Raw genomic sequence first — 22,693 nt, 5'->3', positions numbered from 1 at the left:
TGCCCAATGCCCAATGCCCAATGCCCAATCACCAATCACCAACCAATATCATTCATCTATTCGTAAGAGTTTACGGTAAAAAGCCTGAGAAAAATCAGTGAGGCGATAGCGTTTGTAATATTCCATCATTTCAATTAAAAAATTTATAAACTCGAAGCTAGCCATCATCACTTCATAGCTTAGGTCTGCGTTGCCTTCAAACTGGACTCGACAACGGGTCAGGTCTGAGGGTAGAGTCGCAATATTCCAAGTCGCCACAAAAGGAATATTCTCACTGCCTTCTATTTTGCGCTGTCCTTCTAAAACACCTTTGTGATAGAGACTGATGGCATAGGGTAAAAAATTACGCTTGCTGCTTTGAATGTATGGCAAGTAGACATTAGCCTGTTGCGCCGTAGCAGGTTGAAGTTGATCAAAAGACATACTAAGTATTCCTTACGTTGCTTGAAAAACAAGCATATTGGTGATTTTACATAGTATTCCCAAAAAAGTATTTTGATACACAGGGGATCGGGGATCGGGGATCGGGGATTGGGGAAAGGAGACGAGGGGGAGTGGGGAGACGAGGGGGAGTCGGAAGACGAGGGGGAGTGGGGGGATAATTATTTCACAAGTCTCTTCCCGATCCCCTTTCCCCGATCCCTGATCCCCGATCCCCTTTCCCCGATCTCCAATGACAAATAACTAAATAATTATTGACTGTGTGTAAACTACGTTTAAAGATGTCTTAAGGAAAACTTTAGTGGTGTAACACTATAAGATTTTATGGCTCCACTGGTTGCAAACTATTACTTGACTTATCGCTGTAATGCTAGATGTCATTTTTGTAACATCTGGGCATTAGAACCTGGGAAAGAAGCTGATTTTGAGACAATCAAACATAATTTGAATGATTTACGCCGTCTGGGAGTCAAATATGTGGACTTTACAGGTGGTGAACCGTTGCTGCGGCAAGATGTGGGTCAGATTTATACTGAGGCAAAGCGCCAAAGTTTTTATACTAGCATGACCACAAATACAATTTTGTATCCGCAGAAAGCAAAAGAAATTCAGGGGTTAGTGGACTTTTTGAATTTCTCTTTGGATGGGGCGGATGCAGAAACTCACGATCACTCACGTGGAGTAAAAATTTTTGACAACTTGGTCGAGTCGGTAAAAATTGCTAAGTCTTTGGGAGAATTCCCAGTCCTGAATCATACCGTTACTGCCCAAAACTACGAACGTATTGATGAAGTGGGTGAATTGGGGAAAAATTTGGGTGTGCGCGTCTGGCTGAATCCTGCTTTCACAGCCCATGAACACTACAACTCAAATAAAAATCCTACGCCTCAAATGGTGGCAGCGATCGAAGCTACTGCCAAGAAATACAAGAATGTCGGGTACAATAGGGCTGCATTGGCTTTTATTGAAGCTGGAGGTAATGACACTAAGAATCCTCGCTGTAAAGCGGTAGATGCAGTCATTGCAATTTCTCCTAACGACGAGCTGTTGCTACCTTGTTACCACTTTGCCCAAACCGGAGTTCCCATCCAGGGAAGACTTTACGAACTTTATCGTGAGTCAGAGGAGGTAGAAAGTTACCGCCAATCTCAAGGTAAGTTAAAAGTGTGTGAAGGTTGTACAGTTTGGTGTTACCTGATACCCAGCTTCTTTATGGGTGTTGACAAATACTGGTGGTTGAATCAAGTGACCTATGCCAGCGAATTCCTGGCCCGAAAACGATTCTTACAAAGAGCTTGATCCGCTCGACTCTTTGCTTTCTGATTTATCAATGGAAGAGGAGTTAGAAGAAGAGACATCGCCTTGTGTGTCTGTTCCATCCCGGTTTCAAGGTCGCAGACGCAAAGCTGCTCTAGTTCTGACAATGGTCTGGAGTGGCACGATCGCTTTGCATCTTGTTTCTTGGGGTTATTTGTTCGTACTAGGACTAACTACTATCATCGGGCTTCATGTATTTGTGCTGGTGTTTGCTAGACCCAGTCATAGTCATGAAGCAATAGAAGGTGATTATCCTTATGTTTCGGTGTTAGTAGCTGCAAAAAACGAGGAAGCTGTGATTGGCAAACTCGTGAAAAACCTTTGCAATCTGGAATATCCAGAAGGAAAGTACGAAGTTTGGATTATTGATGATGATAGCAGCGATCGCACGCCGCAATTTTTAGCAGAACTTGCTCATGAATACGAGCAATTAAAAATTCTGCAACGCTCGCCAGGATCTGGTGGTGGCAAATCTGGAGCCTTGAATCAGGTTTTGCCACTCACTAAAGGTGATATTTTGGCGGTGTTTGATGCTGATGCTCAAGTATCACCAGACATCCTGCTACAAGTCGTACCTTTGTTTGAACGTCAAAAAGTGGGGGCGGTGCAAGTGCGAAAAGCGATCGCCAACGCCAAAGAAAACTTTTGGACAAAGGGACAAATGGCAGAAATGGCAATAGATGCCTATTTACAACAGGGACGGACTGTCATTGGTGGTTTGGGCGAACTACGGGGTAACGGTCAATTTGTCCGGCGAGCAGCCTTGAAACGTTGCGGTGGCTGGAATGAAGAGACAATCACCGATGATTTGGATCTAACATTCCGCCTGCACCTAGATAAGTGGGATATAGAAAATGTCTTCAGTACCGCAGTTGAAGAAGAGGGTGTAACAAATGCGATCGCTCTTTGGCATCAGCGTAACCGTTGGGCGGAGGGTGGTTATCAACGCTACCTGGATTATTGGGATTTAATTCTCAAAAACCGCATGGGTAGCCGCAAAACTTGGGATATGCTGGTCTTCCTGCTCAGTCAGTATATTTTGCCCTCAGCAGCAGTACCAGATTTATTGATGGCGATCGCTCGGCATCGTCCACCAATACTTAGCCCCATGACAAGTTTGACCATTACAATGTCTATGGCAGGTATGTTTGCTGGTCTAGCAAGGATCAGAAAACAAAAGGGGCTAAATTTATCTAGTTATTTTGTGCTGCTGCTTCAGACTTTGCGTGGTACTTTCTATATGCTTCACTGGTTAATAGTAATCAGTAGCACCACTGCTCGCATGTCTGTGCGTCCTAAGCGTTTGAAATGGGTGAAAACTGTACATACAGGAAATAATTGAATTACCCAGCGCTCATGCTTCGTGTAGGGCGCGGGTCTTCCTGGTTCATTTTTCTAGTTATTGTTGAGGCTAACTTTACTCCCTTTTGGGAAGGTTCTTAGGAGCAAAATCGTTATCGCATTTGGCTAAAGAAAGAAAATGAGCGATCGCCCTTGTATTTTCTCCTTTTTTGCGGGGTCTGGTTTTCTAGATTTAGGTTTTGAGAATAGCGGTTTTAATATTGTTTATGTGAATGAAATTTCTGCTTCATTCATGGAAGCATACCGTTATGCACGCTCTTGTTTGAATCTCCCATTAGCAGAATATGGTTATCATTGCGGTGAAGAAGCAGATGTTGCTAAACTCACTGAAAATTTACAATCTCTACGCTTACAGGAATTAGTAAAAGACTGTCGCAAATCTAATAATATCATTGGCTTTATTGGTGGTCCTCCCTGTCCAGATTTTTCTATTGGTGGTAAAAATAGAGGCTATTTAGGAGAACGCGGTAAACTTTCAGCTTCTTATGTTGACTTAATTTGCCAACAACAACCAGATTTTTTTTTATTTGAAAATGTCAAAGGTTTGTTGAAGACTAAAAAACATCGTTCATTCTATGAATCCTTGAAGCAGAAATTCAAAAAATTTGGATATATATTAACAGAGCGTTTGATTAATTCTGTGGAATACGGTGTACCTCAAGATAGAGATAGAATCATTTTGATTGGTTTACAGAACAAGCTTATAATTGATATGGGAATATCTATCTCTAAATTTACTTTCCCCTGGAACAAATATTCTGTATTTTCTCAAGAAATAGTTTTTACCTATCCTTGGATAAAAAGTGAACCATTCAGAGAAAATTCCATATCCCATTGTCCTAATAATATTCCCAAAGAATTAACAGTCGAATATTGGTTTGAGAAAAACAATGTTCTTCATCACCCCAATGCTAAACATTATTTTCAACCCAGGGCAGGCATGAAAAAAATTGCTACGATTGATGAAGGGGATAATTCCAAAAAATCATATAAACGTCTGCACAGATGGCGTTATTCTCCCACTGCTTGCTATGGCAATAATGAAGTACATTTACATCCTTATAAAATACGGCGAATATCTGTGGCTGAAGCTTTAGCAATACAATCTTTACCTGCAAATTTTGTACTTCCAGAAAGTATGTCATTAACTAATATGTTTAAAACTATTGGTAATGGTGTACCTTATTTAGCATCGAAAGCCTTAGCTCAAACTATTCTGGAAGTTTTAGGACTTTCACAAGACCATTACAATTGTCAACAGTAGAAATGTAATTAGTTGTGTCTCTACTATATTCTCAGCAAAGTAGTACTGGTTTTTCCGCAAAATGCTAAGAATTGTAGATTTTTTTATTAAAATAGTCTTAAAGTTTTATAAATCTTTTAGAACTAATTACTGGTAATAAAGCAATGGCAGCAGAATATCCAGATCATGATATTGATATTGCGCCATATATAGATCACACTCTGCTGATACCCACAGCTACGACTGAGCATATTGAACAATGGTGTGAAGAAGCACAACGGTTTAACTTTGCAGCAGTTTGTGTCTACCCCTGCTATGTACGCCTAGCGGCTGAATTACTCCATAATAAAACACCGAAAATCTGTACCGTAATAGGCTTTCCTACTGGAGCGACGACTTCAGCAGTGAAATTGTATGAAGCTCAAGAAGCGGTGGAAAACGGTGCTACTGAATTAGATGTAGTCATCAATTTAAGTTGGTTAAAAGCTGGTAAAACTGATGAAGTGCATCGAGAAATTGCTGAGATTTGCGAAGAAACGGGGCAAGTAGTCAAGGTAATAATAGAAACCAACCTACTGACGGATGGCGAGAAAAGGCTTGCTACGGAAATATGTATGGATGCAGGAGCAGCTTTCATCAAAACCTGTACAGGTTGGAATGGAGGTGCAACAGTGGCTGATGTGGGTTTGATTAAAGAGGTGGCACGGGAAAGAGTTGGAATCAAAGCTTCGGGTGGTATTCGTACTGTTGACCAAGCCCTAGACTTAATTTTAGCGGGTGCTACGAGATTAGGAACATCTTATAGTGTCGATTTACTAAAACAGCGCGATACGCTGGAAAAGAGTAGTCATTAGGCATTGGGCATGGGGCATTGGGCATGGGGCATTGGGCATTGATTAATACTCACTACTTATTACAAATAACAAATGACAAATGACAAATAACAAAGGACAAATGACAAATGACAAATGACAAATAACAAATGAGTAAAACATATAAAGCAACTGGTATTAATCTTAAAACTCAGGCTTTTGGTGAATCGGATCGACTTGTGACAGTTTTGACACAGGAATTTGGGCTGATTCGTGCGATCGCTCCTGGTTCTCGTAAACACAATTCTAGCTTGAGCGGTAGGAGTGCAATGTTTGTAGTTAATGAATTATTGATTGCTAAAGGGCGATCGCTCGATAAAATTACACAAGCACAAACTATAAAATCTTACCCCCGTCTAGCTCAGGACTTGGTAAAATTAGTATCCAGCCAATACTTAGCCGAAATTGTCCTATGTCAGGCTTTAAGTGAACAACCCCAAATAGAATTGTATGAGTTACTAAATGAACATCTCCAACGTATAGAGAATTTACCTAACACAGATACACCCGGTGTTGTAGCCCATCTGACACATGGTGTATTTCAGCTTTTAGCTTTGGCAGGATTGACGCCACAAGTACAAATTTGTTGTTTAACTGGACGCACTTTGAAACCAGATTTTCAAGACCCCCACTCACGAGTCGGATTTAGTGTCAGTGCTGGTGGAACGGTTTGTCTTGCAGCTTGGGAACGCCTGAAGAAGGAAGGAGACACTAAGAAAGTAGCAGAAGGCGAGAGGGTGAAATATAGTATTTCTTCTCATACCCCTATACCCTTACACTCTTATACCCCTAAACCCCAAGCCTACGAAACTATCACCCATCGCCAAGAAATACCAGCGCTTTCTAAGCGCTTGGATGCGGAAGAATTGACAATACTCCAGCAACTGTCGCAATCAGAGATAATGCTAAATGCAGCCGAAAAAAATAGCTGGTTATCTGTTGAGCAAATTCTGCGTCAGTATGCTCAGTATCATTTTGGTCGTCCTATTCGCTCTGCTGCCTTGATTGACTCTTACTTTGCTGCTAACTATGATGCAATCGTCTGATTTGGATAAAAAAATCCTACCACTATCACCAAGCCATGTTAAAAAACACAATAAAACATCAAGCTTTAGATCACAAAATTATCTGAGTGTAGTTCGCGATACCACACCCAGTCAAGTTCATCGGCAAGAAATGTCTGCAAAAGACGTTTCTCAAGAAGATCAAAATCAAAATTTTACATCGCCAGCAGCTAAAAACGATGTACCAGGGGAAGCCAACTTTCATGAACCAAATGCAGCGGTGTCTCAAAAACCAGATGGGGATAAACCTGTAGACACAGAATCAACTTCAGTTGATACCCAAGAATATGGATTTTGGCCAGTATTGAAAAACCCTAATTTTTTGGCTCTTTGGGGTGGTCAAGTCTTTTGTCAATTGGCAGATAAAGTATATCTAGTGTTGATGATCGCCTTGATCAACACTCATTTTCAGACAGGCGCTCAAACTATTAGCGCTTGGGTGTCAGCGCTGATGATGACTTTTACAGTACCTGCTGTGTTGTTTGGTTCCCTAGCTGGTGCGTTTGTAGACCGTTGGTCAAAAAAGATGGTACTGGTAGGAACAAATATTTGGCGCGGTATCCTAGTTTTGGTTATTCCCTCACTACTGTGGTTAACTCAGGATTGGCAACCGATCGCCATGTTACCTGTAGGTTTTGTGATTATTCTAGGGATTACTTTTTTAGTCTCCACACTCACACAGTTTTTTGCACCAGCTGAACAAGCAGCAATTCCTTTAGTGGTAAAAGAGAAGGATTTACTTTCAGCTAATTCTCTTTACACCACAACAATGATGGCATCGGTGATTGTTGGTTTTGCTATTGGTGAACCACTATTAGCAGCAGCCGATAGCTTATGGTTACTTCTTGGTGGTAGTGACGGATTTGGAAAAGAAATAGTTGTCGGTGGTAGTTATGCGATCGCAGGACTAATTTTACTACTACTCGTAACCAATGAAAAACCCCACGCACCCACACAGGAATCTCCTCACATTTTTGACGATCTGCGGGATGGTTTGCGTTATCTAGGAAAAAATCATCGCCTCCGCAACGCTCTGATCCAATTAATTATCTTATTTTCTGTATTTGCAGCCTTAACAGTCCTAGCTGTCCGGATGGCAGAAATAATTCCGAACTTAAAACCACAACAATTTGGCTTTTTACTAGCATCTGGTGGTGTGGGAATTGGCTTAGGAGCATTAATTTTAGGTCAGTTTGGGCAACGCTTCTCCTATACTCAATTAAGTCTAATTGGCTGTGTTGGTATGGTTGCATCCCTAATTGGTTTATCGATATTTACACAACAATTATGGGCTGTATTGCCTTTAGTAATGACTTTGGGTATTTTCGGGGCCTTATTAGGTATACCCATGCAAACCGCTATTCAAACAGAAACGCCCACAGAAATGCGTGGTAAGGTTTTTGGTTTACAAAATAATGTCATCAATATAGCCCTAACTTTGCCTTTAGGATTAGCAGGTGTAGCAGAAACTTTTGTTGGTTTGCAAGCTGTATTTTTAGGATTAGCTGCGATCGTTTTCTTAGGTGGTTTATTAAACTGGTATATTTCGTTCTCTAGTGGGGATTAATGCTTTTGTGTTAAGCTGAAATGCATAATAAAATCTTGGATACTACCAGAGAGATCATGTCTACATCAGCTAGGCGCAGTTTTCGCGTCTAGTTAATTTGTAGTCACTTCATATCTCAAAACCGAATCATAAACAAAATAAATAAATTCCAGGATTTTTTCATAAAAACATAAAATTTTGTGTGTTAGGTGGGTGCTGGCTGTGATTTATGATAAATCAACAAGCCAAAAAAAAAGTAAAATCACAAACAGCAGCAGAATAGTGGTAAAAAACTGATCAATTAAACCCGCTTTTCCCATAAATTAATCAATAAAGAATGCGTATAGCTTGGATTGGAAAAAAATCGCCCTTTTGTGGCAATGTTACCTACAGTCGAGAGATTACGAATGCTTTACTAGAGCAGGGACACGAAGTTAGCTTCCTGCATTTCGCTCAAGAAGAGTCCAAGCCCGACAACTGGCCAAATTGTCCAGAAGTCCCTTTGCCCTTCATTTATAAATCTCAGGTTTACACTATTCCCACTTTCAAAGCGACTAAAGTTTTAACTCAATCGCTGCGGCGGATTAAACCTGACATTGTTCATGCTTCTCTCACCTTATCTCCCCTAGATTTTGTTTTGCCAGAAATTTGTGAGGAGCTAAACCTACCATTAGTTGCGACTTTCCACACACCCTTTGCAGGTAAAGGAGCAAAGCTAGTCTCAGGAACCCAACTATTGGCTTATCAACTCTACGCGCCTTTTCTAGGCAATTACAATCGCGTAATTGTATTTTCCCAAATTCAGCGTGAATTATTAGCACGCATGGGTGTACCGTCAAAAAATATTGCTGTCATACCCAATGGCGTGGATGTTAATAAATATTCTCCTGGTATTTCTCAAGTTAAAGCAGAATTTGATGCCGATCGCCTGTTTGTTTATCAAGGACGGTTAGCTCCAGAAAAAAACGTTGAAGCTCTACTGCGTGCTTGGAAGCAATCAGAAATGGCACCAACAAGCAAGTTGCTAATAGTTGGGGATGGTCCCCTCAAGTCTTCTTTAGAACCTTTTTATAACTCCGAGAATGGTATTCACTGGTTAGGATTTGTCGCTGACGAAGAACGACGAATCGAAATTCTACGGAGCGCAGATGTATATATTTTGCCTTCATTAGTCGAAGGTTTATCTTTATCTTTATTAGAAGCAATGGCTTGTGGAGTAGCTTGTTTAGCTACTGATGTTGGAGCTGATGGAGAAGTCTTAGAAAAAGGAGCAGGTGTAATTATTAACCCGAAATCAGTACGGCACCAACTGAGAACCCTACTACCATTATTCCAAGATCACCCTGAACTCACAACTTTGCTGGGGCAGAAAGCCAGAAAACGAGCCTTAGAACGCTACACCCTTAACGGTAATATTGCTCAGTTAGAGCTGTTATATGAAGAAGTCGTTCAACAACAAAGTCTCCAACTAAGTCGAGGAGCTTAAAGGGAAAGGGGAAAGGGGAAAGGGGAAAGGGGATTAGGGAATAAATTTTCATACCCCTTTGAGCCTTCCAAGCGTACTGGATAAGCTAATCCAACTCTCGTCGTCCTTCCAAAGCTCGCGCTAGCGTCACCTCGTCAGCATACTCTAAATCACCACCTACTGGTAAACCAAAGGCAATCCGTGTCACCTTGGTAAATGGTTTGAGTAACTGACCGACGTATAGTGTTGTTGTCTCTCCTTCTACACTCGGACTAATTGCTAGAATGACTTCTTTGGGTTTTAGTTGACTGACTCGCCGTACCAAAGGTTGAACTGTTAATTGTTCTGGGCCGATACCATCAATCGGCGAAATTACTCCACCCAAAACATGATATTTACCTTTGTACTCTCTAGTTTTTTCTAAAGCAATCACATCACGAGAGTCTGCTACTATACAAATAGTAGTGTTGTCCCGATTAGGATTACGGCAGATTTCACAAACAGGTTCAGCAGAAAGGTGAAAACACTCTTTACACAAACCAATTTGCTTTTTGGCTTCAATCAAAGCTTGTGCTAAAGCTTCTACTTCTGCTTCTGAACGTTTCAAAATGTGCAACGCGAGTCTTTGGGCAGTTTTTGGCCCCACTCCAGGTAAGCGTTGCAACTGTTCTATTAGGCGTGCTAGAGGACGTGCGTAAACCGTAGTTCTATCTCCAGTATGTTCGTACTATAACTATAATGGCATTCTGAAAAATTTTTGAGGAAATTTCCATCGAAATCAGGAAATCTTGTAGATGGACTTGTAGCTTTACTACAAGCACGCAGAGATAATTAAGAGGAGATTGATTATGACAGCTCAGGTTTGTGAGAGACTAATCTTTAACGGCGAAATAATCCCAATGGCATTTCGTCAGCAATTGCTTGAGCAAAAGCCCAGAGTGATGAAGTTAAATGATCAAAATATAAACATAGATAATGATAGCCCCTTAACATTCTCAACTACTTGCTGGCGCTTCCAGATCGGAACTTGGGAAATTAAAAATGGTCAATTATATCTTGTAGATGTATTTGGCTTTTATAAAATGCTTGGCAAAGCTCCAATTCCTGCCAATTGGTTTACTGGGGTGATCAAAATTCCTCAAGGGAAACTGCTTCGTTATGTTCACATGGGCTTTGGTTCCGTGTATGAACAAGAGATTCATGTCACAATTAAGAATGGAAAAGTCATTCAGTCTCGTGCTATTGATAACTTACAACCCAGTTGCAGTAGCTTTGATGACTGCGAGAACTTGTATGATCATGGTGACAATGGATGGTAATAAGTTTGTGCATTATACACCAAAATCTGCACTGAGTTTACACAGTGCAGATTCAATAGCTAGTTGAAACTATGTGATCTCAGCAGACACTTAACGTCGAACTTGGTTAGAAATATCTTTACCTGCGTCTACTGCGTTGTCTTTTACTTGATTAGCGGTTCTCTTAGCACCTTCTACATAACCTGAGCCAAAATCTCTAAAAGCTTCGGCTGAATCTTCTCCAATTCTCTTCAGTCTTTCACCAGGATTACCTTTTACTTCCTTAGCTTCTTTTTGCCATTCGCCTGTTGTTCTTGGTCTTTGAGTATCATTCAGATGGGCGCGATCGCGAACTTCTTTTCCTAAAGCTTTATTATCACCAGGAGTGATGTAGGTATTGGTTGTCAGCAAGAGAACACCAAGCATCACAACAGCCAAAAAACGCTTAACTTGGAGTCCCTTCAACAAAGAACTGACACGAGCGATCGCATTAGAAATCAAATTGGTCATGATTATACTCCGTGAGTTAATTTTTCATAATTTTGAGATAGCTACAATTAGCTCACTCCAATTTCAGCTAATACTGTGAGAAACTGAACTTAGCTTCTAAGTGTAATTAGCTAATAAATTGGAGCTATAGGTTAGCGTTGAATTCTCATAAAAACCAACCCATAACCTACTTCCGAACCAAGAGAGTTTTTTGAACACAAATATAAGACTAACTTTCAAAAAATAATTATCCCTCTAACGAAAGTCAGAGCTTGGTTATGAAAAATGATGGTTCTTCTAATTCTGATAAATACGTGGTTTTTCCCGGTATCTGCAACTAGAGAAAATCCCTGGGGGAGAAAAAAGGAAATTTGCAACCTCCTTGCGGTAAATTTATAGGGACTGTCCAACCTTAGCTTTGATATCATATCGTCAGCTTAAAGACATTATTTAAATCATTACAGACGCGATCTTCCTCGCGTCTCTACTAATGACAAATGACAAATGACTATCTCTATTTTTCCTCTGTATATGCAACAAAGTTATACTTTGCTAATTCTTCTTTTCCAGCTTTACTCATGGCAAAATTAACAAACTCTTGCACTGGCTTTGCAGGTGATTTTTTGATCGTAATTCCAATCGATCTGACCATTTGATATTTATTTATTTTGATATTTTCAATGCTAGGTTCCACACCATTCAAGCTGAGGCGGTTCACTGGTAAGTTGTTGGAAATTGCATAAGCTAAAGAAAAAGCACCAATACTATAAGGTATATTTTGGATAGCTGCAATTACTTCGCTTTCATTATGCAGAACAATTGCTTCTGAGGATATTTTAAGGTCTTGACCAAGATAATTTTTACGCAATAAATACTTAGCGGGTTCGTTTTCTGCTCGATCTAAAATAACAATATTAACATCAGAACCGCCTAACTCTTTCCAATTTTTAATCTTACCACTATATATTCCCTTCAGTTGCTCTGTACTCACATTGATGATATTTGTGACACTGGGATGAGTGGCAACTAAAAGAGCATCTTTTGCTAGTAAATAATATTCTACTTTGTCTTCTTTTTCTTCTGGCTTCAATTCCCGGCTTAGAGTTCCAATGTCTAACAACCCGTCTTTCACTGCTGCAATACTTACTTCTAATTTAGTAGGTGTAAGCATGGAAACTGTGGTAGTAGGATTTTTCGCCTCGTAAGCACCAGCTAACACCTTTAACGCTGGATAAACACTACTATAACCAGAGATTTTAATTTCTTGCTGTGGTTGATTGGATATATTACCATTAAAATTGATGTTACAGCTAAAAATTACTAAAAGCACTACTGTTATTGGAATTAGAAATAATTTGTTCTTTTTCATGTCTTGTTTACTTTGTCAATCAAACCAAATTCCAACTATACCGATAAAAGAGAAACATTAAAACAACAAAAAATACTTTATCTATTAAGTTTGTAATGAGGACTAAAGTCCTCATTACAAACTTAAAATGAGAATTAGATATGACCCTGCGTATATTCTAAAGTTATGAATCAATTATTAACAGCAAACGAAGTTCGCCAACTTTGTCGTCATGGAAAATATCAAGCCCCAACTCCTGGACTTGCATCTGGATACGTACAAGCTAATTTAGTCATCTTACCTAAGTCTGTTGCTTTTGACTTTATGTTGTTCTGTCATCGCAACCCCAAACCTTGTCCCTTATTAGATGTCACGGAAGTTGGAAATCCTGAACCCCGGATGATTGCGCCTGGTGCTGATATCAGATCAGATTTACCTCGTTATCATGTGTTTCGTAATGGTGAACTAGTAGAAGAAGTTACAGATATCAAACAATTGTGGCGTGATGATTTTGTTGGTTTTTTGATTGGTTGTTCATTTTCCTTTGAAGCTGCGCTGTTGAGTGCGGGTATACCGATGAGACATATTGAGGAAAATAAAAATATACCGATGTATAAAACAAGTCTGAATTGTATATCGGCTGGGGTATTTTCTAGTCCTTTAGTAGTTTCCATGCGTCCTTTTTCTCCTGCTGATGCTATTCGGGCGGTACAAATTACCAGTCGTTTTCCAAAATCACACGGTGCGCCAGTACATTTAGGTGATCCCAGTGCGATCGCGATCGCAGATATCAACTCTCCTGATTTTGGTGATCCTGTTACCATTCGAGAAGGCGAAATTCCTGTATTCTGGGCTTGTGGTGTGACGACACACACAGCAATAGTTCAAGCAAAACCAGAAATAGCAATCACTCATGCTCCTGGACATATGTTGATCACGGATCTCAAAGATGAATCAATCTTTTTTTAAAATAAACACCTGGTGAAAAAGAATGTAGAGACGTAGCAGTGTTCTGGATAACCCATATTTAATTTCTGGAGATGTCTAATGGGTGACGGGCTAAAATTTAAAGGGAAAAAAGAAGAAATCATCAACAAAATTGCTCAACTAGAATCTATTTGTGGGCAAGATGTTGGTAGAGGAATTCAGCCTCTAGTGGAAGCAACTAGGGGAGGACTACTAAAAACCGCTCGTTCGATCGCAGAACATCCAAAGCCAAATATAGCTATTATTACAGGTTTTTTTCTTCCCTATGGTCATCCTCCCGCACCCGAAACTGATGGGCCGATTGGCTGTGCATTGTTAGCAGCAGGTTTGATTAGAGCGGGTGTATCTGTAAGAATCGTCACTGACTCTCTTTGCTTCCGTACTGTTAAAATCGCAGTGCAAGCCGCTGGAATTACTGGTGAAATTCCCTTTGATATTGTGCCAATAGAGACGACAAAAAACCCGCAAGCGGTTTCTTCACTGCTGAACTTGTGGGAATCTTTAGAAACACCGGTTTCTCATCTTATTTCTATAGAAAGACCAGGCCCTAGTTATGATGGCATTGTCCGCAATATGCGAGGACAAGATATCACCGCTTATACAGCACCTTTACATCTTTTATTTGCATCAAAAAATATCATTACAGTAGGTATTGGTGATGGTGGAAATGAATTAGGAATGGGCAATATTCCTAAAGATATAATTCGTCAACATATTCAGCATGGCGAAAAAATAGCTTGTATTGTTAATTGTGATTATTTAATAGTTTGTGGTGTATCTAATTGGGGAGCAACTGGTTTATTAACTGCTTTATCTTTACTTCGTCCTGATTGGAAATTAGCAATTATTTCTGGGTTAAATTCCGAAACAGAATTTGATATTTTGGAATCAATTGTTAAGCATGGGCCAGCAATAGACGGTATTAAAGGAGTACCAAGCCTGTCTGTTGATAATTTACCTTTTGAATATCATGCCCAGATTATGAAAGTTGTGACTCAATTAATGAATTCTTAGTAGTTAGTCAATTGTCATGTGCCAATTGTCATTTGTCATAGCTTCCCGATCCCCAATCCCCAATCCCCGATCCCCGATCCCCGATCCCTTACCTTAACTTTTGATTTTTTCCCACTCTGCTAATATCCTTTCTCCTTCGCGACAAAGTATTTCATGAAATTGACCGTTACTGGCTAATAATCCACCCCACTGATTAATATCTCCGGTGTTGTATTGCAATGGTCTGCGATCGAAGTGAGTAAATTGACCACCTGCTTCTGTTAAGATTAATTCGGGTGCGGCCATGTCCCAATCTTTGGGTGCAGATTTACCAGAAAGAGAAATATAAATATCTGCTTGTTGTTCTACAATAGTTGAAATTTTACAGCCGACACTACCGACAGCTTTTTGATTTTGGCAAGGTAAATTTTGTAGTAAATATTCGAGTCTGTCGTTGCGATGGGAACGACTGACAACTAGGGTTAAATCTTCGATGCGTTCTCTTGATGATACTTTTAAAGGGGTAGTTTGGCGATCGCGAGTTTCTACAAATGCCCCGCCTCCTTTAGTCGCATAGTATAATTTTTCTTGCTCTGGAACTACTACGACTGTTAACACGGGACGATGTTCCTGCACTAGGGCAAGGTGAATGGCATACTCACCAGTTTTTTCGATAAAATCTCGTGTACCATCTAGAGGATCAATAATCCATGACCACTCAGAAGCTGACTGCTTAGTTTGTTCTTCTTTATAAGTTTCTTCACTAATGTAGGCAAAATCTTCATTCCCCAAAGCTGCTTGCAACTTTGACAAAATGAAGTGATTAACAGCTAAATCAGCAGCAGTCACAGGATCACTATCTTTATACTGTACGTCTAAATTTTTGTGAGTTCCATGGTAGTAAGTCCGCAGTATCTCTGCTGCACCCCAACCAACAGAACGAGTGAGTTCAAGTATTTCTTTTAAGTCTGGCATTAATTTGTTCCTATATTTTTTGGGGGTTTAACATTCTCCCCTAAACCATCTTATTGAAAAGATTCCATCCAGTGACGTGTGCCAAAAAATTGACAGGAAAAAGCAGCTATTTTTGCTGCTGATGCTAGTGCATCAGGAAAATTTTCTCGCAATACGTAATGACAAAAAGCTCCGTGGAAAATATCTCCAGCCCCCAGTGTATCAACAGCAGTAGTTTTTGGCACGTCTATCAAGCCACTTATACCCGTTTCCTGTATGAAATACTCAATTGGTTTTTCACCGTGGGTAATGGCGATGTGAGGAATTCCAAGTTGACGCAGATAATTAAAGACTTCTTCCTCAGTTTGACAATTGGGGGGATGAAAATTAGCAGAACAAATAGCGTAATCTACAAAAGGTAAAAGTTTGTCAAAACCAGGTTTCCAACTACCACCATCTACGACAACAGGAATATTGTTAGCTTTTGCTGTTTGAGCTATTTCTATTCCTACCGTCATTTGATGTCCGTCGATGAGAACAATATCAACATTTTGTAAAATATCTGCTGGGATAGCTTGGCTATTGGCTTGAGTTTTGACAGCATTGATCGAAACTACCGCCCGTTCGCCACTGGCTTGAGTCACAATAATAGAAGAAACTGGCGGTGGATTGGTTGTAGTGGGATCAAGATCAGTGATTTCTACTTGATATTTGTGTAAGTCTCCACGAATTAACTGTGTCATCGGGTGAGAACCTACTATACCCAACACTTTAGCTTGATTACCCAAATGGCTAAAAGCAACAGCAGCATTGGTAGCAGGACCACCTGCGGCAACAGTATAATCAACAGCAACTATTTTTTGATTGTTTTGAGGGGGAGATTGAGCAAGGTAAATTAGATCGAGGGTTACTAAACCTACAAATAAGGCATAATTGGTCATTTGTTATTAGACGCGAGGAACATCGCGTCTGTACAAGAAATTAGTCATTTGTTGTTTGTTCTAACCAACCATCAGCTATCAACAAAGTTTTTTCATGCAAACTGATCCAAAACCAGGAATACTCTACATCGTCGCTACACCCATTGGCAATTTGGAAGATATGACTTTCCGGGGAGTGCGAATTTTACAAATGGTGGATCTGATTGCGGCTGAAGATACACGCCATACGGGGAAATTGCTACAGCATTTTCAAATTAAGACCCCACAAATTAGTTACCACGAACATAATCGTAATAGCCGTATTCCAGAATTAGTACAGCAGTTGAGTGAAGGTAAAGCGATCGCTTTGGTGACAGATGCGGGTATGCCAAGCATTTCTGATCCTGGGTTTGAATTAGTTAAAGCCTGTATTGACGCTCAAATCTCTGTAGTACCGATTCCCGGTGCAAATGCTGCAATTACGGCGTTGAGTGCAGCAGGATTACCAACTGATAAGTTTGTGTTTGAAGGATTTTTACCAGCAAAAGCCCAAGGGCGACGAGAACATTTAGAATTTTTGAAGACAGAATTCCGCACTTTAATTTTCTATGAATCTCCTCATCGTTTGCGAGATACTTTACAAGATTTAGCAGAGATTTTTGGCAGCGATCGCCAAATTGTTTTAGCACGGGAGTTAACTAAATTGTATGAGGAATTCTGGCGGGGAACCCTAGCCCAGGCGCTTTCTTACTGTGGTCAAAAGGAACCCCAAGGAGAATACACTTTAGTTTTAGCAGGAAGCCCACCCACCCAATTAGTGTTATCGGATGTAGAATTAAAAGCTGAATTAACAAAACTCATTGTACAGGGAATGTCGCGATCGCAAGCTAGCCGAGAGTTAGCAAAAGCAACTTCCCTACCCCGCCGTCAACTTTATCAACTAGCTCTTGCAATAGAAGTATAAAAGAGTCGTCGTCGAGTATAAAAGAGTCGTCGCCGAGTATAAAAGACTCGCCGTCGAGTATAAAAGACTCGCCGTCGAGTATCAAACAGTCGTCGCCGAGTATAAAAGACTCGCCGCCGAATATCAAACAGTCGCCGTCGAGTATAAAAGACTCGCCGTCGAGTATCAAACAGTCGTCGCCGAGTATAAAAGACTCGCCGCCGAATATCAAACAGTCGCCGCCGAATATCAAACAGTCGTCAGCGAAATAGAAATACTTGTTTACGAAAGACAATTCTTGATACCCCATGCCCAATGCCCCAATTCCCAATTCCCAATAGCTATTACAATGGGATAAATATTGATCATGAGAATGAGGACAAAGAATGACCCAGGTGGTTTTAGGAGAGAATGAAGGAATAGAGTCAGCTCTGCGGCGCTTTAAGCGCCAGGTTTCCAAAGCTGGCATTTTAGCTGATGTGAAGTATCATCGGCATTTTGAAACACCTTTAGAAAAACGCAAACGCAAAGCAGTGGCTGCTAGACGTAAGCGGCGTTTTAAATAAGAAATCGGCACTGACGTTGCTTGACAAGATTAATGTTAAAACAGCTACAGAGCCTCCGTTATCATTTTGAAAAAAAATAAGCAAGAAGAACCACCTCCTCAAATAGAGGTGTAAAATAATATACTTGCCAAGTTACGGAGCGCGCCGAGTGTCCGATAGCGGTTGGATGGAGCAAGCTGAATTGCTGCCCATCAACCCAATCATTGAAATAAGACAAAAAAGACTGTGTCTAGCAGACTCAGGTATTATTATAAATAAAGAACTTCAGGAGCTATGAGTAAAGTATAGCTTTACTGATCACTGCTTACAAACCGACGTTACTTAACATTATTAGGCTCAGGATAGACAAGACCATTGCTGTTACAACGGTTCATCGCTTTTTCTACTCCTTGTTCGAGGCATAATTCTACGCATTCACAGACAAAGTTTAATACCTCAGAAACAAACTTAGTTTCAGTGCTTGAAAACTTTCCCAATACATAAGACACAGTATTTTCTTCGTCGCCATTAGTACCATTCTTAGGTCTACCAATACCGATACGCAGGCGAGGAAAATTTTGTGTTCCCAAGTGTGCGATCGCGCTTTTCATTCCGTTGTGTCCACCAGCAGAACCAGACAACCGCAGACGAGTTTTCCCAAGGGGTAAATCCATCTCATCATAAATAACTAACACAGACTCAGGCGGTAACTTATACCAACTGGTAACAGCTTGTATAGCCTGTCCAGAACGATTCATATAAGTGAGTGGTTTCAGCAAACGGATTTTGTCTTTTGTTGGTGCGATACCTTCACCGTACTCACCTTGAAACTTGCGATTTTCAGCCAGAGGAATCTGCCAAGAACGAGATAGAACATCTAAAGCAGCAAAACCAATATTATGACGTGTTTGATCATACTTTGGTTCTGGATTCCCCAACCCAACAATTAATTGGGGAATCACCAAAGTTGTTTTGGCAGTAGCTTCTGTCATTGGGAATATCAAGTATGAAGTGTAAAATGAGCAAACAGTAAACAGTTATTAACTAATAACTGGTAAATGATAACTGATAACTGATAACTAGCTTTACGCTTCTTCTTTTTTAGGCGCTTCTAATTGCTTTGGTTCGAGTTCAGCAGTAGTTTTGACAGCTGCTTCTATCTGAGCTGCTTCTTTTTGAAACTCATTTTGAAATTCCTTAGAAGCATCTTGGAAACCGCGAATCGCCTTTCCCATACTCCGACCAATTTCTGGCAATTTCTTTGGCCCAAATATTAATAGCGCCACAACCATAATCACAGCCATTTCCGGTAGACCAATACCAAATACGTTCATTTGTGCTTTCTCCTGTAAGTTGAAGAACCCAAAGTCCTACAGATTTAGTTTAATTCAAGAGTCAAGTGTCAATGGTCAAGTGACAAAAAAACCCGGACTAACCGGGTACGGAAGCTGGGCTTTCTGCTTTTATTGCTGTAAAGCTTATGTGTTCAGTTAATAGACCAAGCTCTACCAACCGACTCTGACATCTTGGATAATAATTGACTTGTTATAAAGTTGCAGAATAATCAGCAGAAACACGAAAAACAGACCCATAAAAACAGCCATCACAGGAGTAGTACCCCAACCTGGGGCAACTTTACCATATTCAGAGTTTAAAGGTCTGAGGATATCTCCTAACCGCGTCCGTTGTGCCATATCTCACCTTAAGATAGTTGCCAAAGCATTTTTTAATCTTCTGTAATATTCTATAAGAATAGCACTCATAATCCATCTTTAAATTATGGAACCCGCAACAGTTCTTAGCATTTCCGTTGGTACAGTTGTGATCGTCATCACAGCGCTATCTATTTATACTGCTTTCGGGCCTCCCTCTAAGCAGTTGAGCGATCCCTTTGAGGATCATGAGGATTAGACAGGGAATAGAGGCTAGGGTGAAAATCCTGGCCGCTCTCTAACACACCTGCTTATTCGCTCACGGTTGCGCCTTACCTATACTCTTGCAATTGTTTTGTTAAAAGTTTTTCCAAAACATCCAATAAACTATTAACATCCTGACCAATTTGTTGAAAACAATCTGGTGGTGCTGGTTGTGGTTCAAAATGAATCAGCTTGATTTGATCTTTACCAATACCAACCATCACAACTTCAACTTCTGGTTGATAATGTTCTATGATTCCAATAATTTCCTGAAGCCTATTTTCAACATTATCATTTAATTTTTCTATGGCTTCTTTGGGACAATAAACAAAATGCGGCTGAGGTTGCAAATCAATACCGATAGTACCCTGAGTGTTACCATTTTCTAGCCATAGACCCCAAGCCAGCGCCCCTAATTCTTGCTGATGTGCTTTCACAAATTGATCTAATTGGCGACGCCATGTGTTATCTGGTGACTCTGGTTGGGTAGTACCGAAGATCATATTAATTCTGGATTTTGGATTATCAGAAAATATAATCTCACCCATAGGCGCAAAAGTGCAAAGTATTTTGACTTATTGCACAAGTCAGACAATTTTGGATTTGAAATTACTCTCCCTTGAAGTAGCGATCGCATCTATGGTATTTCGGTCTGACTCTATTTAGTTTATCCAGAGATTTGGGACTTCTAGGCAAAACTCAAGATGCGATCGCCAGTTGAAACCCAACTTATTTGTATTAAAGTAATAGCGATCGCTTAAGGTGGGGTCCCCTCTGGGGAACTCACCGGCCCCCACTCCCCCCAAGGGAGTGGGGATTAGGGGCGAAGGGGTAACGGGGATCACAAAGAGACTTATTAAATAATTTTCCGGTGTCTCCCGTGTCTTTCGTGTCTCCCGTGTCCCCAATCCCCGATCCCCAATCCCCAATCCCCGATCCCCTATCTTAAACCCGACTGCACACGCCAGAGACTTGCATAGACTCCGTTTTGTTCTAGCAGTTGTTCATGGGTTCCAGATTCAACAAATTTTCCGTATTCCATAACGTAGATGCGATCAGCATTACGGATCGTAGAGAGACGGTGAGCGATCGCAATCGTTGTTCGATTAACAGTAATTCGTTCTAGCGATTTTTGAATTGCTGCTTCTGTTTCATTATCTACTGCTGATGTCGCTTCATCTAATATAAGGATCGGTGGATTTTTCAATACAGCACGGGCTATAGCAATCCTTTGGCGTTGTCCACCAGATAACTTTTGCCCTCGTTCCCCGACAATTGTCTCATAACCTTGGGGCAATAGCATTATAAAATCGTGTGCTTCTGCGATCTTCGCCGCCGTAATAATTTCTTGTTCTGTAGCGTCAAAAGTTCCGTAGGCGATATTTTCGGCAACAGTACCATGAAATAAAAATACATCTTGACTTACCAAACCCATACAACGGCGTAAGTCTCGTAATTGCAGGTTTTGGATATCAATTCCATCAAGGGTGATTGTTCCAGATTGCACCTCATAGAAGCGGAGTAATAATTTTACGAGAGTACTTTTACCAGAACCAGTCGAACCAACAATGGCGATCGTTTTACCAGCAGGAATATCTAATGATAAATTTTTAATTACCGCTTGGCGATCTTGATAATTAAAAGTGACATTTTGAAATGTTACTTCCCCACGCACATTTTCAACAGGTAAAGATATATCTCCCGGATGGATTGCGATCGGCGTGTCTAACAAATTCATCACACGATTTGTAGAAGCCATTGCTCGTTGATATTGGTCAAAAGTATCGCCTAATCGAGTTAAAGGCCACAACAATCGTTGAATTAAAAATACTAAAACACTATATGTACCGACAGAAATTGTCCCATTAACTGCTGCTAATCCACCATAAAACAGTAATGCGGTAAATCCTGCCAAAATCAACATCCGAATTAAAGGAATATAAGCAGCAGAAAGTTGAATAGCTTTGGAATTACTGCGACGATAAGCTTCGCTTTCTAAACCTAAACGGGATATTTCATAATCTTCAGCCGTGAAACTTTTAATCGTAGTAATGCCAGTTAAATTATTAGCCAAGCGAGAATTTAATAAACCTACCTTTTCTCGCACATCAGCATAGCGGGGTGCTAATACATTCTGATAAGTGAATGTTCCCCAAAGAATAAAAGGAATAGGCAACATTGCCATCCATGCAACATTCGGAGCCAAAATAAAGAAAGCACCGCCAATAATTAACACCGTCACCACAACCTGAATAATGTCATTGGCGCCGACATCTAAAAAGCGTTCGAGTTGGTTGATATCATCACTCAGAATAGACATCAAACCACCAGTGCTGCGTTCCTCAAAATATGCTAATTCTAAATCTTGTAAATGCTCATAAGCATCAAGACGTAAATCATGCTGAATGTTTTGTGCTAAATTTCGCCAAAATCTCTCATAAGCGTACTCCAAAGCCGATTCTAAAATCCAAATAATCACAGTGAGGGCAGAAAGAATTAAAAATTGTCCAAAGATATCTCTGACTCCCAACCGTGCAATGATAGAATCTTGCTGCTTGACTACCACATCCACCGCAATACCAATTAACGCTGGTGGTGCTAAGTCAAAAAGTTTATTCAGGATAGAACAAATAGTAGCCCACCAAATTTGTTTGCGATACTTGTGTCCGTAGTTCAGCAGGCGTTTGAGGGGATGAACAGAACCCCGGTGTTTTCTATCCACCCGACGAGATTTAATTACTGTAGTCACAACCCTGTGCAATTGTCTAAGGAAACCGATATTACCACGTTTGCCAGGATTCAGGCGTCAGCATTCAGGTATAAAGGAGACAAGAGAGTGTGGGGAGTAATGTAGAGACGCGATTCATCGCGTCTGGGTGTGGGGAGACTTGTCAGTTATCAGTTATCAGTTATCAGTTATCAAATTAAACTGTTAACTGATTCATGCCCAATGCCCGATGCCCAATGCCCGATGCCCGATGCCCAATGCC

General features: G+C 40.5%; 24 protein-coding genes. 13 read left to right on the top strand and 11 right to left on the bottom strand.

The genetic code is table 11. From position 1 onward, the window contains the following. Positions 1 to 48 precede the first annotated feature (48 nt). A complete protein-coding gene (gene ebsA / locus B4U84_RS02605; RefSeq protein ID WP_017311773.1) occupies positions 49 to 423 on the bottom strand; it encodes a type IV pilus biogenesis protein EbsA in 375 nt (124 codons plus the stop codon). A 342-nt stretch (positions 424 to 765) separates the two neighbouring features. Here ebsA and B4U84_RS02600 point away from each other — a divergent pair, with 342 nt between their 5' ends. The 7 genes from B4U84_RS02600 (at position 766) to B4U84_RS02570 (ending at position 9,331) form a co-directional block, all read left to right on the top strand. Next, on the top strand, positions 766 to 1,740 hold the full coding sequence (locus B4U84_RS02600) for a radical SAM protein (RefSeq protein ID WP_017311771.1): 975 nt from the start codon (positions 766 to 768) through the stop codon (positions 1,738 to 1,740). Next, complete coding sequence (locus B4U84_RS02595; RefSeq protein WP_131115375.1) at positions 1,694 to 3,100, top strand: glycosyltransferase family 2 protein; 1,407 nt, start codon at positions 1,694 to 1,696, stop codon at positions 3,098 to 3,100. The genes B4U84_RS02600 and B4U84_RS02595 overlap by 47 nt, the downstream gene beginning before the upstream one ends. 138 nt (positions 3,101 to 3,238) lie before the next feature. Then, the gene (locus B4U84_RS02590) at positions 3,239 to 4,384 is read left to right on the top strand and encodes a DNA cytosine methyltransferase (RefSeq protein WP_131115373.1); all 1,146 of its coding nucleotides are present in this window, start codon (positions 3,239 to 3,241) and stop codon (positions 4,382 to 4,384) included. A gap of 143 nt (positions 4,385 to 4,527) precedes the next feature. After that, positions 4,528 to 5,217, top strand: coding sequence for a deoxyribose-phosphate aldolase (gene deoC / locus B4U84_RS02585; protein WP_131115371.1), 690 nt, complete (start codon positions 4,528 to 4,530; stop codon positions 5,215 to 5,217). A gap of 128 nt (positions 5,218 to 5,345) precedes the next feature. Beyond that, entirely contained in the window at positions 5,346 to 6,281 is a 936-nt protein-coding gene (recO, locus tag B4U84_RS02580) for a DNA repair protein RecO (protein WP_131115369.1), read from the top strand. Continuing rightward, positions 6,268 to 7,866: an MFS transporter gene (locus B4U84_RS02575; protein WP_207390941.1), complete on the top strand. Its 1,599-nt coding sequence runs from the start codon at positions 6,268 to 6,270 to the stop codon at positions 7,864 to 7,866. The genes recO and B4U84_RS02575 overlap by 14 nt, the downstream gene beginning before the upstream one ends. A gap of 316 nt (positions 7,867 to 8,182) precedes the next feature. Continuing rightward, positions 8,183 to 9,331 (top strand): glycosyltransferase family 4 protein, encoded by a 1,149-nt coding sequence (locus tag B4U84_RS02570; RefSeq protein ID WP_017311764.1) that lies wholly within the window; start codon positions 8,183 to 8,185, stop codon positions 9,329 to 9,331. 85 nt (positions 9,332 to 9,416) lie between these two features. On the opposite strand, the gene recR is transcribed toward B4U84_RS02570, so the two are convergent. Beyond that, a complete protein-coding gene (recR, locus tag B4U84_RS02565) occupies positions 9,417 to 9,974 on the bottom strand; it encodes a recombination mediator RecR (protein ID WP_242677516.1) in 558 nt (185 codons plus the stop codon). Between the two features lie 184 nt (positions 9,975 to 10,158). Here recR and B4U84_RS02560 point away from each other — a divergent pair, with 184 nt between their 5' ends. Continuing rightward, positions 10,159 to 10,629, top strand: coding sequence for a hypothetical protein (locus tag B4U84_RS02560; RefSeq protein WP_017311762.1), 471 nt, complete (start codon positions 10,159 to 10,161; stop codon positions 10,627 to 10,629). Positions 10,630 to 10,719: 90 nt separating this feature from the next. Here the strand turns inward: B4U84_RS02560 and B4U84_RS02555 are convergent, their stop codons facing one another. Both B4U84_RS02555 and B4U84_RS02550 read right to left on the bottom strand, forming a co-directional pair. Continuing rightward, positions 10,720 to 11,118 (bottom strand): hypothetical protein, encoded by a 399-nt coding sequence (locus B4U84_RS02555; protein ID WP_017311761.1) that lies wholly within the window; start codon positions 11,116 to 11,118, stop codon positions 10,720 to 10,722. A gap of 493 nt (positions 11,119 to 11,611) precedes the next feature. Then, positions 11,612 to 12,466, bottom strand: a complete 855-nt coding sequence (locus tag B4U84_RS02550) for a substrate-binding domain-containing protein (RefSeq protein ID WP_131115365.1) — start codon at positions 12,464 to 12,466, stop codon at positions 11,612 to 11,614. A 165-nt stretch (positions 12,467 to 12,631) separates the two neighbouring features. Here B4U84_RS02550 and B4U84_RS02545 point away from each other — a divergent pair, with 165 nt between their 5' ends. Both B4U84_RS02545 and B4U84_RS02540 read left to right on the top strand, forming a co-directional pair. Next, entirely contained in the window at positions 12,632 to 13,414 is a 783-nt protein-coding gene (locus B4U84_RS02545) for a putative hydro-lyase (RefSeq protein ID WP_131115363.1), read from the top strand. Positions 13,415 to 13,492: 78 nt separating this feature from the next. After that, the gene (locus B4U84_RS02540) at positions 13,493 to 14,446 is read left to right on the top strand and encodes a DUF4392 domain-containing protein (RefSeq protein ID WP_131115361.1); all 954 of its coding nucleotides are present in this window, start codon (positions 13,493 to 13,495) and stop codon (positions 14,444 to 14,446) included. A gap of 93 nt (positions 14,447 to 14,539) precedes the next feature. On the opposite strand, the gene B4U84_RS02535 is transcribed toward B4U84_RS02540, so the two are convergent. After that, positions 14,540 to 15,400, bottom strand: coding sequence for a 3'(2'),5'-bisphosphate nucleotidase CysQ family protein (locus tag B4U84_RS02535; protein WP_131115359.1), 861 nt, complete (start codon positions 15,398 to 15,400; stop codon positions 14,540 to 14,542). A 50-nt stretch (positions 15,401 to 15,450) separates the two neighbouring features. Continuing rightward, positions 15,451 to 16,320, bottom strand: a complete 870-nt coding sequence (locus tag B4U84_RS02530; protein ID WP_131115357.1) for a sugar kinase — start codon at positions 16,318 to 16,320, stop codon at positions 15,451 to 15,453. Between the two features lie 94 nt (positions 16,321 to 16,414). Between B4U84_RS02530 and rsmI the strand changes: the two genes are divergently transcribed. Both rsmI and rpsU read left to right on the top strand, forming a co-directional pair. Next, positions 16,415 to 17,263, top strand: coding sequence for a 16S rRNA (cytidine(1402)-2'-O)-methyltransferase (gene rsmI / locus B4U84_RS02525; protein ID WP_131115355.1), 849 nt, complete (start codon positions 16,415 to 16,417; stop codon positions 17,261 to 17,263). A gap of 365 nt (positions 17,264 to 17,628) precedes the next feature. Beyond that, positions 17,629 to 17,808, top strand: coding sequence for a 30S ribosomal protein S21 (rpsU, locus tag B4U84_RS02515; protein ID WP_009459242.1), 180 nt, complete (start codon positions 17,629 to 17,631; stop codon positions 17,806 to 17,808). Positions 17,809 to 18,125: 317 nt separating this feature from the next. Here the strand turns inward: rpsU and pth are convergent, their stop codons facing one another. From pth to psbH, 3 genes are all read right to left on the bottom strand, one after another. Next, complete coding sequence (pth, locus tag B4U84_RS02510; RefSeq protein WP_131115353.1) at positions 18,126 to 18,779, bottom strand: aminoacyl-tRNA hydrolase; 654 nt, start codon at positions 18,777 to 18,779, stop codon at positions 18,126 to 18,128. A gap of 93 nt (positions 18,780 to 18,872) precedes the next feature. Next, positions 18,873 to 19,121 carry a TatA/E family twin arginine-targeting protein translocase gene (locus tag B4U84_RS02505; protein WP_016858680.1) on the bottom strand — a complete coding sequence of 83 codons (249 nt, stop codon included), beginning with the start codon at positions 19,119 to 19,121 and terminating at the stop codon, positions 18,873 to 18,875. Positions 19,122 to 19,292: 171 nt separating this feature from the next. After that, positions 19,293 to 19,481 carry a photosystem II reaction center phosphoprotein PsbH gene (gene psbH, locus B4U84_RS02500; RefSeq protein ID WP_016858681.1) on the bottom strand — a complete coding sequence of 63 codons (189 nt, stop codon included), beginning with the start codon at positions 19,479 to 19,481 and terminating at the stop codon, positions 19,293 to 19,295. Positions 19,482 to 19,566: 85 nt separating this feature from the next. Here psbH and psbN point away from each other — a divergent pair, with 85 nt between their 5' ends. Further along, a complete protein-coding gene (gene psbN / locus B4U84_RS02495; RefSeq protein WP_131115351.1) occupies positions 19,567 to 19,698 on the top strand; it encodes a photosystem II reaction center protein PsbN in 132 nt (43 codons plus the stop codon). A 73-nt stretch (positions 19,699 to 19,771) separates the two neighbouring features. Here psbN and ccmS read toward each other — a convergent pair whose 3' ends face one another. Then, positions 19,772 to 20,206, bottom strand: a complete 435-nt coding sequence (ccmS, locus tag B4U84_RS02490; RefSeq protein ID WP_026081999.1) for a beta-carboxysome assembly chaperone CcmS — start codon at positions 20,204 to 20,206, stop codon at positions 19,772 to 19,774. A gap of 437 nt (positions 20,207 to 20,643) precedes the next feature. Next, positions 20,644 to 22,452 carry an ABC transporter ATP-binding protein gene (locus B4U84_RS02485; RefSeq protein WP_131115349.1) on the bottom strand — a complete coding sequence of 603 codons (1,809 nt, stop codon included), beginning with the start codon at positions 22,450 to 22,452 and terminating at the stop codon, positions 20,644 to 20,646. Positions 22,453 to 22,693 lie beyond the last annotated feature (241 nt).

Origin of the sequence: Westiellopsis prolifica IICB1 (genome assembly GCF_004323185.1) — a bacterium.
Lineage (GTDB): Bacteria > Cyanobacteriota > Cyanobacteriia > Cyanobacteriales > Nostocaceae > Pelatocladus > Pelatocladus prolificus_A.
This window is presented reverse-complemented; position numbering and strand designations above follow the sequence as displayed.

Bases quoted from the DNA above. Each gene is read 5' to 3' on its own strand.
- rpsU (WP_009459242.1), top strand. From the start codon at position 17,629: ATGACCCAGGTGGTTTTAGGAGAGAATGAAGGAATAGAGTCAGCTCTG.
- B4U84_RS02595 (WP_131115375.1), top strand. From the start codon at position 1,694: ATGCCAGCGAATTCCTGGCCCGAAAACGATTCTTACAAAGAGCTTGAT.
- B4U84_RS02555 (WP_017311761.1), bottom strand. From the start codon at position 11,118: ATGACCAATTTGATTTCTAATGCGATCGCTCGTGTCAGTTCTTTGTTG.
- B4U84_RS02545 (WP_131115363.1), top strand. From the start codon at position 12,632: ATGAATCAATTATTAACAGCAAACGAAGTTCGCCAACTTTGTCGTCAT.
- B4U84_RS02540 (WP_131115361.1), top strand. From the start codon at position 13,493: ATGGGTGACGGGCTAAAATTTAAAGGGAAAAAAGAAGAAATCATCAAC.
- B4U84_RS02560 (WP_017311762.1), top strand. From the start codon at position 10,159: ATGACAGCTCAGGTTTGTGAGAGACTAATCTTTAACGGCGAAATAATC.
- psbH (WP_016858681.1), bottom strand. From the start codon at position 19,481: ATGGCACAACGGACGCGGTTAGGAGATATCCTCAGACCTTTAAACTCT.
- ebsA (WP_017311773.1), bottom strand. From the start codon at position 423: ATGTCTTTTGATCAACTTCAACCTGCTACGGCGCAACAGGCTAATGTC.
- B4U84_RS02575 (WP_207390941.1), top strand. From the start codon at position 6,268: ATGCAATCGTCTGATTTGGATAAAAAAATCCTACCACTATCACCAAGC.
- pth (WP_131115353.1), bottom strand. From the start codon at position 18,779: ATGACAGAAGCTACTGCCAAAACAACTTTGGTGATTCCCCAATTAATT.
- deoC (WP_131115371.1), top strand. From the start codon at position 4,528: ATGGCAGCAGAATATCCAGATCATGATATTGATATTGCGCCATATATA.
- B4U84_RS02505 (WP_016858680.1), bottom strand. From the start codon at position 19,121: ATGAACGTATTTGGTATTGGTCTACCGGAAATGGCTGTGATTATGGTT.
- B4U84_RS02535 (WP_131115359.1), bottom strand. From the start codon at position 15,400: ATGCCAGACTTAAAAGAAATACTTGAACTCACTCGTTCTGTTGGTTGG.
- B4U84_RS02590 (WP_131115373.1), top strand. From the start codon at position 3,239: ATGAGCGATCGCCCTTGTATTTTCTCCTTTTTTGCGGGGTCTGGTTTT.
- B4U84_RS02600 (WP_017311771.1), top strand. From the start codon at position 766: ATGGCTCCACTGGTTGCAAACTATTACTTGACTTATCGCTGTAATGCT.
- B4U84_RS02530 (WP_131115357.1), bottom strand. From the start codon at position 16,320: ATGACCAATTATGCCTTATTTGTAGGTTTAGTAACCCTCGATCTAATT.
- B4U84_RS02550 (WP_131115365.1), bottom strand. From the start codon at position 12,466: ATGAAAAAGAACAAATTATTTCTAATTCCAATAACAGTAGTGCTTTTA.
- rsmI (WP_131115355.1), top strand. From the start codon at position 16,415: ATGCAAACTGATCCAAAACCAGGAATACTCTACATCGTCGCTACACCC.
- psbN (WP_131115351.1), top strand. From the start codon at position 19,567: ATGGAACCCGCAACAGTTCTTAGCATTTCCGTTGGTACAGTTGTGATC.
- ccmS (WP_026081999.1), bottom strand. From the start codon at position 20,206: ATGATCTTCGGTACTACCCAACCAGAGTCACCAGATAACACATGGCGT.
- B4U84_RS02570 (WP_017311764.1), top strand. From the start codon at position 8,183: ATGCGTATAGCTTGGATTGGAAAAAAATCGCCCTTTTGTGGCAATGTT.
- recO (WP_131115369.1), top strand. From the start codon at position 5,346: ATGAGTAAAACATATAAAGCAACTGGTATTAATCTTAAAACTCAGGCT.